Here is a 12,744-nt window from a genome sequence, read left to right on the forward strand (position 1 = left end):
GATCAGCTCCTTGAGTTCCGTGTCCCGCACGGTACGGGCGGACGGAGCGGCCAGTCGTTTCTTGTGGGCGTAGTAGGTGGAAGGGGCGATCTTGCAGTCGTGCTCGGTGAGCGTCCTGCAGATCGGCTCGACCCCGCCGAAGCGGTCCCGGTGCTCGTCGATGAACGCTACGAGCGCGTGTGTGGCCGGTCGAGCTCGGCCGCGAAGAAACTCGCCGCCGCCTTGAGGATCTCGTTGGCCCGCTTCAGCTCGGCGATCTCCTTCTTCATCGCTTTGAGCTGGGCCGATTCCTCCGTCGTCGTCCCCGGACGCGCCCCCGCGTCGATCTCGTGCTGCTTCAGCCAGTTCCGCAGTGTCTCGCGGGAGCCGATGCCGAGCTTGTCGGTGACCGCCTGCAGGGCGGCCGTCTCGTTCGGGTAGTCGCCTCGCACCTCGGCGACCATGCGCACCGCACGACGGCGGAGCTCAAGCGGGTAACGGGAAGGTCGTGCCATGACCCGATCCTTTCATGAAATCGAGTCTCCATTCGACACGGGGCGGTTCACACCCTCATCAAGGCCGTGGAGAAGGCCGACTGGCCTCCATCCAGCTCGTTGCAGCAGCTGCTGCATCGGCTGGTTGGAGACGTTGGTTGAGGTGAACAACTTCTGGGTTTCGCACGAGGCCGCCACGGCGTCCAGCAACCGACGGCCAACGCCTCTGCCGCGAGCGGATGGTGCGACCATCAGCATCGTGACGAAGCCCTGTTCGAAGAATGTGTACTCAACTACACAGTAGCCAAACAGGCCAGACGCACCTTGCGCTACGACCACCAGGCCCTGCTGGCACCACCTTCGGATACTTGCCACTCGCTCCCTGTCACCTTCAACCGCGACCGAGTCGATACCAACCAGCGCGTCTGCCTCCGACTCCCTGACGCGACGCACAACGAGTTCGCCGAGATCCACTGCATCCATGGGGCCATGCTGTCAGTTCGCACCGATGGCCTGCGCTGCCTCTGGCCCTCTGTCGCGGACCAGGTCGTAATTCTTCCGGACCGGAAAGGGCCTTGCCGCCTTGGACGAGCACCAGGTCCGCCGCTACACCTCCTGGTCCGGGTGGGTCTTCGAGTTCGTTGTCCCACGTCTCGGCTGCAGACTCGTGCCCTCCGTGTCGGTCACCGTTTCAGTGGCGTGGAGCCACGCCGCCGGATGCGCGACTACGTCCGCGGCCTGCTCGACCCGGTCAGCCGCAAGAACGGCTGGCAGCCGACCGAATACGCCGGCCATGCCACCCTCGACGGTGTCCAGCACCTGCTCGCCGGTGCCCGCTGGTACGCGGACGAGATCCGCGACGAGCTCCAGCACTACGCGCCGAACGCCTCGGCGAAGAGGACGGAGTAGCGAAGAACGAGTGCGGCCTGGACCAGTACGAGGTCCATCGCTACACCGGCTGGATGGGGCACATCACCCTGGCCATGCTCGCCCACGCCTTCCTGGCGGCGGTGGCGGCAGCCTCGGCGTCAAAGGGGGCTGCAGAAACGGTTCCCGTACTCTGGTCGACCTCACCGTGGCAGAGATCCGGAGACTCCTGGCAGCCGGCCGTCTCCACGGCCCGCTTCCGCCATGGTGCTCGCCCCCCGCTCACGCCTTGAACTGGTCCATCTGGTGCCGAGAACGCCAGGCCGTCGCCCGCCGCTGCCACTACCAACGCCGGTTGCACACGATCGAGGAGCCATCCCGTAAGGACCGCTCCTGATGGGCCATCAGCCCACACTCAGTACAGAGGTGGACACTGATTCCAGCCGGTCGGCTCCTTGCGGCGTTCTCGCACGTGATGGTTCAGGCGACGAGCAGGCGAAGGCCGAGCTCGGCCGCGTCGAGGGCGACGAGGTCGCGGTTGCGCTCGGCCCACCGGCCCGAGACGAGGTCGGTGCGGAGCATGTTTACCGCCCGCTGCTCGGCCTCCGGGCCGACTCGGGTCCACACCGACACCGCGCGGCGCACGTGTTCGTCCAGGTACGCCTCGGGCCGGCGCCAGTGGGCCTCGAAGAAGCCGTCAGCGCAGTCCCACGGGATGAGCACCGGCTCCGCGCGGCCCCCAATCGCGCGGGCCATGTCGGCCAGTGACGGCCAGTCGGCGAGAAGGTCAGCGAATTCGGGCAGGTAGTCGCGGGTGAGCCAGAACCGTTGAAGCCAGCCGGTCGTACTGGCGTCGTAGGTGAACACCACCACGCGCCGGGCCACCCGCCGCATTTCGCGCAGCCCGGCGATCGGGTCCGGCCAGTGGTGAACGGTGCTCACCGCCATCGCGGCGTCGAAGGACTGGTCAGCGAACGGCAGGCGTTCCGCACTGGCGGCCACGCACGGCGCCGCGCCCGCGGGACGCTGCGCCCGCATCACCGCCGACGGTTCCACCGCCGTGACCTCACGGTCCGAGGGCTCGTAGGAGCCGGTGCCGGCCCCGACGTTCAGCACCGTCCGCGCGTCCCCGAGCGCTTCCCGGATCCGTGCGGCGATCCGCGGCTCGGTGCGCCGGGTCGCCGGGTAGGCGGACCCGATGGCTTCGTACAACTGCGCGCCGAACAACTTCAGTTGGTCCTCCGGCGCCGTCCTGATCCCCATTGCCCGTTCCTCCAGTTCCTTGTCTATGGCCGTCACCATGGCTGCAGTGCGGTCCCGCTGTTCCACCAGCAGGCCGCGCAGCCGGTGCAGGCGCGCGACCGCGTCGGTGGCCGGGTCGTCCACCAGATCCGCGATCTCGCGCAACCCGAAGCCCAGCCGCCGGAAGGCGAGCACCTCCCGCAGACGCTCCACGTCGCCCGCCGAGTAGGCCCGGTACCCGGCGCTGGTCCGCGCGGACGACTGGACGAGGCCGATCTCGTCATAGTGGTGCAGGGTGCGGACGCTCACGGCGGCCAACTCGGCCACACGTCCCACGGTCAGGTGCTCGTGCTCTTCCACGTCGGCGACTATGCGGCATCACGCCACGTGAGGGTCAAGCGCTTCGCTCCCGGTACCGCGCGTGGCCGGCCATGAGACCAGGCTCCGCACCCCCTCACGGCGCTCACCCCGCGCTGACGCCTCGAACCGGTCCATCCGGCGCCGACAACGCCGAGCCGTCGCCCGCCGCTGCCACTACCAGCACCGGTTGCACACGATCGAGGGGCGGCCGTCCGGAGCACGGCGGCGAACCCTGTCGGCTTGTTTGATCAAGGCATGGACGAGCGCGTTCATGAAAGCGCGAGGCCGGGAACAGCGTTTGTCGACCGGTTCCAGAGGCTGTTGCCGATCACCGACCTGCTCCGAAGCCGTGGGCCACCTCGCCATGACCGATCTCATGGCCCGCCGTCTCACCGGGGTGGCCACCATCTCCTGGCGCGACCCAGCACCTCACCACAAAACGCTATCCACGGGATGAAACGCCGGGAGGTAACAGCCTCTTGGGGAAGATACGCCCTTGATCTGGTCCGCAGATCCCGAGCATTCCGTAATCACGGTCGCGCGAAAATTCAATAATCAGCCGCTGAACCGAATAAGTTGGAGATCGTCTCCGCCGCACCCCCGGGACTGCGTCGGGACGGCCCGTGCCTCCTTGCGCGTGGCGTCGTCTTTGTCCGGCTCGCCTCGGTGTAGCGACTGCTGGAGGACTCGGGAGTGGAACCGATGGGCATAGCCCAGGAGTTGCCGTCGTCGGCAATGGAGCGCCGCAACGCTCGGCTCTATCTCACCGGGCTCGGGCTTTCAATGATCGGCGATACTGCGCTGAGCCTGGTGGCCGGGATGTGGGTCAAATCCCTCACGGGGAGCAGTGCGCTCGCCGGGCTGACACAAACATGCATCTACATCCCGTCGCTGTTCGGACCACTGGCGGGACTGGTCGCGGATCGTGTCCCACGGCAGCGCTTCCTCATCATCGTCAATCTGTGCAGTGCGATCGCGGTCGCGTGTCTGCTATTCGTTCAAGGGCGGGAGCACCTGTGGGTGGTCTTCGCCGTGATGGTTGCCTACGGCACCTCCCTGGTACTCATCGATCCCGCCGAGACCGCGTTGTTCGCCCATACATTCCGGCCGTCGACCCGCCGGCGGATCAACGGCTGGCGCCTGGGAATACAGGAATCAGGCCGCCTGGTCTCGCCGCTGGTCGGGGCAGGCTTGTTCAGCTTGCTCGGCGGTGGGGCCGTTGCCGCACTCGACGCCGCCACCTTTGTGGCAGCGGCCACTGCAACGGCGTTGCTCAAGCCGCCACCCGAACAACCCCGGCCGCCGAGGACCCGATGGAGCACCGAGATCCTCGCCGGCGCCGCCCATATTCGCGCCACTGCGCCACTTGCGCGGATCCTCATCGTTGCTGCACTGATCATGGCGGTATCGGGTGTGGGGGTAGCGGCCCAGTACAGCATGGTCGCCGAACTGCACCAGCCGCCCGGCTACCTCGGTGTGTTCACAGCGCTCCTCGGCGCCGCGTCCGTGTTGGCCAGCCTGGTCAGCCCCCGCGTGATCGCCCGGGTCGGCTTGGACACCCTCACGCTCCTGGGTCTGGCCGCGTTCGCCGGCGGTTCGATCCTGCGGGCCCTTCCCTGGATGCCCCCGGTATGGTTCGGGTCCTTCGTGCTCGGGTTCGCGCTTCCTTGGGTCTTCCTCGCCGCTCTCAATGCCGGACAACAACTGACCCCGCCCCACCTGCAGGGCCGTGTCGCAGCAGCTACTACGCTTCTCATGTTCGGTCCCCAAGCGCCTGCCCAAGCACTCGGTTCACTGCTGATCGCCCACGTGGGCTACCAATCCATCTATGTCGCGTCGGCCGTCGCAGCAGTCCTTCTCGCCCTTGTTCTCGCACACGCCGCGCGACGGTCCTCAGCCTCGGAGTACAGCCGTACGACAGACAGCGACCGCTGACGGCGAGCACAGCCGAGCTCTGTCTCGCTGTCCTCCAAAACAGACCGCACCGCGGCAGTGTGGCGCAGCAGGAAGACCCGAACTTCCGGGACAGCCGGGGCGGAACTGTTGAGGGTCCCGACGGCGGGCGGCGGTGTGTCGGCCCTCTCCCCACTGGGCAGCGACCTGGCGGCGATACCTCGTATGTACGATCGGGTCTCATGACTGCCGGTGAAGCGGCCCAGGTCACCGCCGCGTGGGACCGGATACGGACTTGGTTGCGGAAGCACGTACCGGCCTCGTACGCCACCCTGCAACCGGGTGCCTCGCCAGAGGAGTTGGACGAGGTCGAAACGGTCGTAGGAATGTCGCTCCCGGTTGGGTTGCAGGCCCTGTGGATGTGCAACAACGGGAGCGGCGGCCCCATGGTCTGGGGCGATCCCGAAGAGGAGGTCGTGGCCCGCGCCTTTCTGCCTCAGGGCGACACCTTCGTGTCCGCGGCCGCGGCCAAACCGCTGTATCTCTTCAACACCAGCATGGAGTTCTACGACCGAGCGTGGATTCCGTTCGCGGCCTACGACCCGGACGGTTTCACCGGACTGTTTGTCAACGCCGCCCCCGGTGACTTCCACTGGCGTGTCGGGCACTGGAATCACAAGGATCAGACGGTACCCGAGGGACCGTTGCTGTCCGTATGGCTCAAGGAGGCCGCGACGGCCCTGGAACAGGGGCAGTGGGCTCCGCCCGCTCTGTGAGGCACCTGTTCCCCGGTAGCGCGGACCGAGGTGGGACGGAGGCCCCCGACCGGGATGGTTGGGGGCCTCGTACACGTCAGAGACCGAGACCGACTACGGCTTCTACTCGCACTTCACTGTGGCACCGGAGGCATCGCAGTCGTCGAGCCCCGGGACCTGGACCCAGTAGGAGTCGTGGTCCAGAAGGCGGAACTGCGGTGCGAACACGGAGCCGAAGCGGTTCATCGCCGCGCCGTTGACCCACTGCGACATCGAGGAGCGGCCGCAGACCTCCTTCCACGTCGGTGCGGCATAGCGCAGGTCGTCGTAGAGCTTGTCCTTGGTAGCGTAGGTCTGCACGCACTCCCCGCCGTGGCTGATCTCGTTCGTTCCGCCCTTGTCGGCCGGCATACCGCCGGACTGGTAGGTGGCGTTGAACGCATACTCGTCGCAGGAGACGATGTCAGCACCGCCGGTGGCGACCAGTTCGGGGAACAACCCGGTGTCGGGGTGGTTGGTGAACGTGCCGGGCCCGCTGCGGTTGCAGACCTTGTCGCGGTTCGTCTTGTCCGGAATGACGTTGCCTTCGTTCCGGTCGGCGCCCGGCAGGTAGTTCAGCGGGTGCAGTGGGTCACGTCCGACGTTGGCGGGTGTCTTCTGCTGGAGCAGCCAGGCATGCGCCGCCGCGGCGGGAGCCTTGGCACTGTTGATCACGTAGCCCGGAACGTAACGAGAAAAGACGCAACCCGGGACCTTGTTGTCGGCCAGCTTGGCCTTGTCGCAGCGCGCCTTGAAGATCGGCGTGCCCCCCTCCGGCTGGACCATCACCATGTCCGGCACGTTCGTGCTCATGAAGCCATGAATCCACAACGGGAGTTCCTTGGAGAGGTCGACATCCCTGGCGCCCGAGGCGTTGGCGACGCTGCCGTCCCACTTCAGGGTGGCACTGCCCTGGGCCATGTGTTCATCCCGCCCGCTTCCCCAATTGGGCTTGCGGTCCGACTCCCAGTCGAAGCCGGTCTCGTCGTCGGTGCAGCCGGCATTGCACGCGGCACCGATGTTGAAGGCCATCGCACCGGATGCCGCGGGCCACGGCAGCCCCGGCTTGTAGGAGCCCGCGATGGGAACCATCTGAAGCCACTGCTTGATGGTGTCGCCCTCCGGGTCGAGCTTGACCTGCCACATCAGCTCCGACTGCTGGCGGTACTTGCCCTTCTTGTCCTCACCCTCGGCGGTCCAGGTGTAGATCAGGCACGCCTCGTTGCGCGTGAAGTAGGATTTCTGGCCCACGAGCGTGGTGTCGCACCATTTGCCGTCGATCACGGGCCCTGGGTAGGCACGTAGGCCCGGCCGGTTCGACTGCTTCTCCTGGGCCCGCGCGATGGACTCCGCAGCAGCCTTCGACCGCTGCTTCTCGGGGGTCACCGTGACCGTGGTGCCATCCTGCCATCGCTCCGGCGGACGAAGCCGACATCGACCGTCTGCCACTTCCCGTTACGCTTGATGCGCTCGGGGGCGCCGGTCATCTCCGTGGTGAAACTGCCGTCCGGGTTGGCGAAGGTCTTGGATGACCGCGGTGGTATCGCCTGTGCTGGTGACAGGCGATACCACCACGTGATGATGTACCCGTGATCACCTGGGCCACGTCGTTGATCGCGTCGCGGGATTCAGTGGTCTGCTGCGGCGATGGACAGCGAGTTGATCGTTGACCTGCACGGTCGGCGGATCCAGTGACAACGAGCACCAGGACCCGGCGCGAATGTTGCTTGCGGCCCGCCCTGCCCCCGGTGAACAGGGCATCGTCCGGTCTTGGCTCCCCTTTTGACGTCGGCTGGAAGACGGGGCCGCATCGTGCGACCACCTGTAGAACGAGCCGTGCGAGCCTTCGAAAGGGGGCGGAACCGGTGAAGTCTCACTCAGGCCTCGTCCGCTGATGAGGGCTCGGCGAAGGCTCCGGCGGCTGCGGCGAGAGCGGCGGCTCTGGCTGCATGGCCGGGCAGTTGCGGGTCGGGTGTTGCGCGCAGGAGTACCAACTGGTGGTACAGCGGCGCGGTGGCGGCGATGAGCAGTCGCCGAGCGTCGGTTCGCGGTGGGAGTTCGCCGCGTCGGACGGCCCGGCTGACAATGGCCTCGCAGCGGGCGTACCGGTCCTCCCAGAGCCGCTGTTGGGCATGGGCGGCTTTCTCGGAGCGGAACGAGGCGGCGATCAGCGCTGCCACGACCGGTGGCTGTGCAGTCAGGGCTGCCTGGATCTCCTGGTTCAGTGCGGCCAGATCGCCCTCCAGTGTGCCGGTGTCCGGTGGCTGCCAGTCGTCGTCGCTCGCCGCGTCGAGAACGTCGGCGAGCAGGCCGCCGACGTCCCCCCAGCGCCGGTACACCGTCGCGCGGTGCACGCCGGCGCGGGCGGCGACGGTGTCCGTGGTGAGCCCGTCATAACCGTGTTCGCCGAGCTCCGCGAGGACCGCGTCGAGTACCTGCATGCGAATACGGGCGGTGCGACCCCCGGGTCGGCGTCGGGTCGACGGCCGGGTGCCTTCTCGTTCCGGGTCTGCGGGAGTCATCAGTGGACAGTCCGATTGCTCAAGGGGGCGGCGTTGTGACACCATCTTAAAGCAGCAGTTGTCGCACTAGTGGAGTGATCGATGCTCTTCCGAAGCGTTCGCCCGGCCGCGCGGCCCTTGACGGCCGCCTCGTTCTCAAACGCTTTGGACTCCCCGCATGCATGGACAGATCACCGCGCTCGCCGTCAGCAGGTCCTTCAACGGCAGGCTCGTCCTTGACTCGTTGACCTGCTCACTCACCGCGGGCGAGCGCACCGGGATCGTCGGTGGGAACGGATCCTGCAAGACCGCCTTGCTGCGCCTGCTCGCCGGACGTGAACGGCCCGATCAGGGCGAGGTCGTCGTCCAGGCCGCCTGCGGCATCGGCCTTCTCGCCCAGGACGAGCGGACGGAGCCGCGTGCGAGCGTCAAGCACATCAGCGACCCGGTCCTGGATGACCTGCGCGCCGTCGAGCAGCGAATGCCCCGTCTGGAGGCCGCGATGGCCGACGGCGACGAGTCGGGCACGGCCGAGTACGGCGAACTGATGACGGTCTTCGAACTGCGTGGCCGCTACGACGCCGACGCCCGCGTGGAACGTCCTCTGCACGGTCTCGGCCTGGGGCTGGTGAGCCGTGACCTTACCGTGGGCAGCCGCTCCGGCGCAGAACGGGTCAGATTGCGGCCTGCGGCCGTCCTGGCGGCCGCGCCGGAGCCGCTGTGCTTGCACAGACATCCCCGCAGAAAGGAAGCAATCCTTGATACCGCCCGTTCCCGCCGACCCGACCGTGGTGCATCCGATGCCCGAGCAGCCGCGGGTGGTGCTACTGAAGCCGCTGATCACCTCGCCGCTGATCGAGATCGGAGACTTCTCCTACTACGACGATCCCGACGACCCGACCGCCTTCGAGACGCGCAACGTGCTGTACCACTACGGGCCGGAGAAGCTGGTCATCGGGAAGTTCTGCGCGCTGGGAGAGGGCGTGCGGTTCATCATGAACGGCGCCAACCACCGCATGGACGGCCCCTCGACGTTCCCTTTCCCGATCACGGGCGGTTCCTGGGCCGAGCACTTCGACCTCATCACCGGCCTGCCCGGACGGGGTGACACCATGGTGGGGCACGACGTCTGGTTCGGATACCGGTCCATGGTGATGCCCGGCGTCCGCATCGGCCACGGAGCGATCATCGCCTCCGGCTCCGTCGTCGTCGACGACGTCCCCGCCTACGGCATCGTCGGCGGCAACCCCGCCCGCCTCATCCGCCGCCGCTTCAGCGATGCCGACATCAACCGCCTCCTCGCACTGGCCTGGTGGGACTGGCCCCTCCCGCACATCACAGAACACATCCGCACGATCATGTCCGGCAGCATCGACGACTTGGAGAACGCCGCGGCCGGGCACACGGGACAGGCGCGTCAAGACCCACCGCCCCGCAGCGCGACGGGCCATTGAACCGTCCCCCACACAAGGACCGGCTCTGTGGAGGCCGCCCCGCGATCCGCGAAGACCATCGCCGGTCGCGGGCCCCCGCATCCAGCAACTCCGCGGCCCCTTCTTCGGGGGACGCTGCGCGCAGTGAGGCCGAGCGGTTTCACCGCCATGTCGCCGAACTCCGGTGGTTGCCTCCGTGCGATGCCACCCGCTCCCGTATCGGCCGCGATCCATCCACATTCCAGCACCGAGAATCGAGCTGTCAGCATGCCTTCTTCGTCCCACCACAGCCCGTTCGCCGACTGGCTTCGCGCCCATGCCGTCCCGCTCACCCACGTCGACCGTGAGGCGCCGCTCGATGACCTGGAGCCGCTGCGCGCCATCATCGGCGAAGCCCGCGTCGTCGCGATCGGCGAAAATTCACACTTCATCAACGAGTTCGCAGTCATGCGCGAGCGCATCCTGCGGTTCCTGGTCGAACGCTGTGGCTTCACCGTCCTGGCCTTCGAATACGGCTTCAGTGAAGGCTTCCCCCTCGACGCATGGGCCCAGGGCGAGGGAACGGACGATGCTCTGTCGGCCCACCTCGCCGGAGCGATCCCCGTGGGCGTCGACAAGCCGCTGCGCTGGATGCGCCGGCACAACCGCACCAACTCACCACCGGTGCGTTTCGCCGGCATCGACATCCCAGCGGCCGGTGGGTCCCTGCTTCCCGCCTTGACCCCGGTCGCCGACTACCTGCGCCACATCGATCCCGAAACCCTGCCGGCAGTCCAGGCGGCGATGCGGATCGCCGAATCGTTCGCCGGCGGCTCCGGTGCCGTCGCCGCCCCCGCCTGGGCACGCCTGGCCACCACAGAACAAGACGCCCTCAGCGCGATCCTGACGCGCCTGCTCATCCGGTTCCGCTCCGTCGAACCGCTCTACGTCTCCCGCGGCGACCAGCACAGCTACGACATCGCCGTGCGCCGACTCGAAGGCGCCTGCCACGCCGACTACACATTCCGCGCCATGGCCGACCTCTTCGCCGGAAAGGGGCTGACCGCCGATACCTCGGCGCGGGACGTCTACATGGCCGGGTCGGTCCTGTGGCACCTGGAGCGCTTCGAACCCAGGAGCCGCGTCGTGCTGGCGGCCCACAACGCCCACATCCAGAAAACTCCGGTCTCCTTCAACGGCCACCTCACGGGACTCCCCATGGGGCAGCACCTGCACCGCGCGCTCGGTGACGAGTACGTCGCCCTCGGCCTGACGAGCACCATCGGACACACCGCGGACATGCCCCGCGACGAGAACACACGCTTCGGCTTCACCATCGACGCCACCGCGCTGAAGCCGCCCGAGCCGGGAAGCATCGAAGCCGGCTTCGCCGACGCCGAACTCGGTCTCAGCATTGTCGATCTCCACCAGGCACGCCCAGAGGCCCATGACGACGCCGGTCTTGCCCCCGGCCCCGACCGCATCCGGCTGCAAAGCGCCTACCTCCACACCCCCGTGCTCGACGCGTTCGACGCCATTCTCCACACCCCGACCTCCACCGTGGCCAACCACCTCGAAATCATGTGAGACAGGCCATCGAGGCCCGCCGCGCGATGATGCCGGAACGCGGTGAACTGAACCGCCCCGGGTTCGGCAGAGATCTCAGATTGTGGTTGTGACCTGGGGTTTCGTGGTTTCGCGGTAGTAGTTGGTCTCGTATTCGGCGGGCGGGATGCGCCCTATTTCACCGTGGAGTCGGCGGTGGCAGTACCGGTCGGCCCACTCGGCGGTGGCGAGCTCAACCTGGGCCAGTGTTTTCCAGGGCCGGCCGGGTTTGATGAGCTCGGTTTTGAACAGGCCGATCGCGGACTCCATGAGGGCGTTGTCGTAGGCGTCGCCGACCGAGCCAATCGAGGCCGCGAGGCCTGCGGCCTCCAGATGTTCGGCGAGCTTGAAACTCGTGTACTGCGACCCGGCATCCGAGTGATGTATCAACTCGCCGCGCTGGTAAGGGAATTCGTCCCGGTCGCGTTGCCACAGAGCCATCTCCAGGGCGTCCAGGACGAGCCGGGTCTCCTTCGATGTGGCGGCAGCCCAGCCGACGATCCGGCGGGAGAAGGTGTCCACGACGAACGCGACGTAGACGACGCCCGACCAGGTCTTCACATGCGTGAAGTCGGCCACCCAGCAGCGGTTCGGCGCCGATGCGGCGAAGGCGCGGTCCAGCAGGTCCGGTGCCCGCTCGGCAGAGCGGTCCGGGATCGTGGTGATCACCTTCTTGCCGCGGACGGCGCCGGCGATACCGGGCTCGCGCATCAGGCGCTCGACGGTGCAGCGGGCCACGGTGTGGCCCTGCCTGTTCAGCTCGCGCCAGACCTTGCGGGCCCCGTAGACACGGAAGTTGGCGTGGTAGACCTCGCCGATCAGTTCCTTGAGTCCGGCATCCCGGACCCGCCGGGCCGAGGGTGCGGCCTGGTGCTTCTTCGCCGCGTAGTAGGTGGAGGGTGCGATGTTGCAGTCGTGCTCGGTGAGCGTCCTGCAGATCGGCTCGACGCCGCCGAAGCGGTCCCGGTGCTCGTCGATGAACGCTACGAGCGCGTGTGTGGCCGGTCGGTGAAAGTCGGCCCGGGGCGCGGTTCCGGCCTTTCGGCCGGACCGTTCCCCCGGACCGCTTCCCGAACCCGGCGGGCACCTCTCAATGCACCGGGCTCTCCACAAGTCCCGAAATGGGATGCGTGTTGGACATTCTCATCCCGCGACAGTCCAGGGGGCCGGGATAGCGGACCCTCGACAGCGGTAGCGGGTCGTTCCTACCTTCTCGGGATCGAACAGCTCCCTATTCTCGCTGGCGGGCCACCATCCGCCGCCGCAATAGCGGTTGCGGAGTTCCTTCCAGGTGGACCGGCGATGTTTGCGCCGCATCCATCGCCATACCGTCTGCCACGTGTAGTGGCTCAGATAGGCGAAGGTCGCGGAAGACACCCCGGGCCGGAAGTAAGCACACCAGCCCCGCAGCGCCATATTCAGCCGACGCAGCAGGTCATCCAACGGCTGATTCACTTCGACCTCTCGGCACAGCATCTTGACCTTCCGCTTCACCGCCTGGACGGAACCTGTCAACGTGATCAAGGCAGGTAGGTCGTTCTATTGCTGTGCCGGGATCGTTTGATCTTGAGAGGGTCTGTTGATCCAGGCAGCCTCG

General features: G+C 67.2%; 12 protein-coding genes and 3 pseudogenes. 8 read left to right on the forward strand and 7 right to left on the reverse strand.

Going from position 1 to position 12,744, the window contains the following annotated elements:
* Nucleotides 1-167: 167 nt before the first annotated feature.
* Together ABZ826_RS37425 and ABZ826_RS37430 are read right to left on the reverse strand one after the other, a co-directional pair.
* Nucleotides 168-494 carry a transposase gene (locus tag ABZ826_RS37425; protein WP_361458799.1) on the reverse strand — a complete coding sequence of 109 codons (327 nt, stop codon included), beginning with the start codon at nt 492-494 and terminating at the stop codon, nt 168-170.
* Between the two features lie 12 nt (nt 495-506).
* A complete protein-coding gene (locus ABZ826_RS37430) occupies nt 507-956 on the reverse strand; it encodes a GNAT family N-acetyltransferase (protein ID WP_361458801.1) in 450 nt (149 codons plus the stop codon).
* A gap of 234 nt (nt 957-1,190) precedes the next feature.
* On the opposite strand from ABZ826_RS37430, the gene ABZ826_RS37435 reads away from it, so the two are divergent.
* Nucleotides 1,191-1,382 carry a hypothetical protein gene (locus ABZ826_RS37435; protein ID WP_361458822.1) on the forward strand — a complete coding sequence of 64 codons (192 nt, stop codon included), beginning with the start codon at nt 1,191-1,193 and terminating at the stop codon, nt 1,380-1,382.
* Nucleotides 1,382-1,633: pseudogene (locus tag ABZ826_RS37440) on the forward strand (hypothetical protein); the annotation flags it as partial. The gene ABZ826_RS37435 and the pseudogene ABZ826_RS37440, both read left to right, overlap by 1 nt.
* Before the next feature lie 187 nt (nt 1,634-1,820).
* On the opposite strand, the gene ABZ826_RS37445 reads toward ABZ826_RS37440, so the two are convergent.
* Entirely contained in the window at nt 1,821-2,909 is a 1,089-nt protein-coding gene (locus ABZ826_RS37445; protein WP_361458816.1) for a MerR family transcriptional regulator, read from the reverse strand.
* A gap of 364 nt (nt 2,910-3,273) precedes the next feature.
* On the opposite strand from ABZ826_RS37445, the pseudogene ABZ826_RS37450 reads away from it, so the two are divergent.
* The 3 genes and pseudogenes from ABZ826_RS37450 to ABZ826_RS37460 form a co-directional block, all read left to right on the forward strand.
* Nucleotides 3,274-3,399 (forward strand): annotated as a pseudogene (locus tag ABZ826_RS37450) (IS5/IS1182 family transposase); the annotation flags it as partial.
* 245 nt (nt 3,400-3,644) lie between these two features.
* Nucleotides 3,645-4,877 (forward strand): MFS transporter, encoded by a 1,233-nt coding sequence (locus ABZ826_RS37455; RefSeq protein ID WP_361458818.1) that lies wholly within the window; start codon nt 3,645-3,647, stop codon nt 4,875-4,877.
* Nucleotides 4,878-5,077: 200 nt separating this feature from the next.
* A complete protein-coding gene (locus tag ABZ826_RS37460) occupies nt 5,078-5,611 on the forward strand; it encodes an SMI1/KNR4 family protein (protein ID WP_361458803.1) in 534 nt (177 codons plus the stop codon).
* Nucleotides 5,612-5,713: 102 nt separating this feature from the next.
* Here the strand turns inward: ABZ826_RS37460 and ABZ826_RS37465 are convergent, their stop codons facing one another.
* Both ABZ826_RS37465 and ABZ826_RS37470 read right to left on the reverse strand, forming a co-directional pair.
* Nucleotides 5,714-7,015 carry a hypothetical protein gene (locus ABZ826_RS37465; RefSeq protein ID WP_361458806.1) on the reverse strand — a complete coding sequence of 434 codons (1,302 nt, stop codon included), beginning with the start codon at nt 7,013-7,015 and terminating at the stop codon, nt 5,714-5,716.
* A gap of 491 nt (nt 7,016-7,506) precedes the next feature.
* Nucleotides 7,507-8,151 (reverse strand): TetR/AcrR family transcriptional regulator, encoded by a 645-nt coding sequence (locus ABZ826_RS37470; RefSeq protein WP_361458808.1) that lies wholly within the window; start codon nt 8,149-8,151, stop codon nt 7,507-7,509.
* A 157-nt stretch (nt 8,152-8,308) separates the two neighbouring features.
* Here ABZ826_RS37470 and ABZ826_RS37475 point away from each other — a divergent pair.
* The 3 genes and pseudogenes from ABZ826_RS37475 to ABZ826_RS37485 all read left to right on the forward strand — a co-directional run.
* A pseudogene (locus tag ABZ826_RS37475) lies at nt 8,309-8,857 on the forward strand (ATP-binding cassette domain-containing protein); the annotation flags it as partial.
* 34 nt (nt 8,858-8,891) lie between these two features.
* Nucleotides 8,892-9,584 carry a CatB-related O-acetyltransferase gene (locus ABZ826_RS37480; protein ID WP_361458820.1) on the forward strand — a complete coding sequence of 231 codons (693 nt, stop codon included), beginning with the start codon at nt 8,892-8,894 and terminating at the stop codon, nt 9,582-9,584.
* Between the two features lie 246 nt (nt 9,585-9,830).
* Nucleotides 9,831-11,129 (forward strand): erythromycin esterase family protein, encoded by a 1,299-nt coding sequence (locus tag ABZ826_RS37485; protein ID WP_361458810.1) that lies wholly within the window; start codon nt 9,831-9,833, stop codon nt 11,127-11,129.
* A gap of 75 nt (nt 11,130-11,204) precedes the next feature.
* On the opposite strand, the gene ABZ826_RS37490 is transcribed toward ABZ826_RS37485, so the two are convergent.
* Both ABZ826_RS37490 and ABZ826_RS37495 read right to left on the reverse strand, forming a co-directional pair.
* Nucleotides 11,205-12,260, reverse strand: a complete 1,056-nt coding sequence (locus tag ABZ826_RS37490) for an IS3 family transposase (RefSeq protein WP_361458812.1) — start codon at nt 12,258-12,260, stop codon at nt 11,205-11,207.
* A 30-nt stretch (nt 12,261-12,290) separates the two neighbouring features.
* Nucleotides 12,291-12,641, reverse strand: coding sequence for a group II intron maturase-specific domain-containing protein (locus tag ABZ826_RS37495; protein ID WP_361458814.1), 351 nt, complete (start codon nt 12,639-12,641; stop codon nt 12,291-12,293).
* Between the last annotated feature and the right edge of the window lie 103 nt (nt 12,642-12,744).

The organism is Streptomyces sp. NPDC047515, from assembly GCF_040643055.1.
GTDB lineage: Bacteria > Actinomycetota > Actinomycetes > Streptomycetales > Streptomycetaceae > Streptomyces.

Coding starts and splice junctions, on each gene's coding strand:
- ABZ826_RS37425 (WP_361458799.1), bottom strand. CDS start 494: ATGGCACGACCTTCCCGTTACCCGCTTGAGCTCCGCCGTCGTGCGGTG.
- ABZ826_RS37430 (WP_361458801.1), bottom strand. CDS start 956: ATGGATGCAGTGGATCTCGGCGAACTCGTTGTGCGTCGCGTCAGGGAG.
- ABZ826_RS37435 (WP_361458822.1), top strand. CDS start 1,191: ATGCGCGACTACGTCCGCGGCCTGCTCGACCCGGTCAGCCGCAAGAAC.
- ABZ826_RS37455 (WP_361458818.1), top strand. CDS start 3,645: ATGGGCATAGCCCAGGAGTTGCCGTCGTCGGCAATGGAGCGCCGCAAC.
- ABZ826_RS37460 (WP_361458803.1), top strand. CDS start 5,078: ATGACTGCCGGTGAAGCGGCCCAGGTCACCGCCGCGTGGGACCGGATA.
- ABZ826_RS37470 (WP_361458808.1), bottom strand. CDS start 8,151: ATGACTCCCGCAGACCCGGAACGAGAAGGCACCCGGCCGTCGACCCGA.
- ABZ826_RS37485 (WP_361458810.1), top strand. CDS start 9,831: ATGCCTTCTTCGTCCCACCACAGCCCGTTCGCCGACTGGCTTCGCGCC.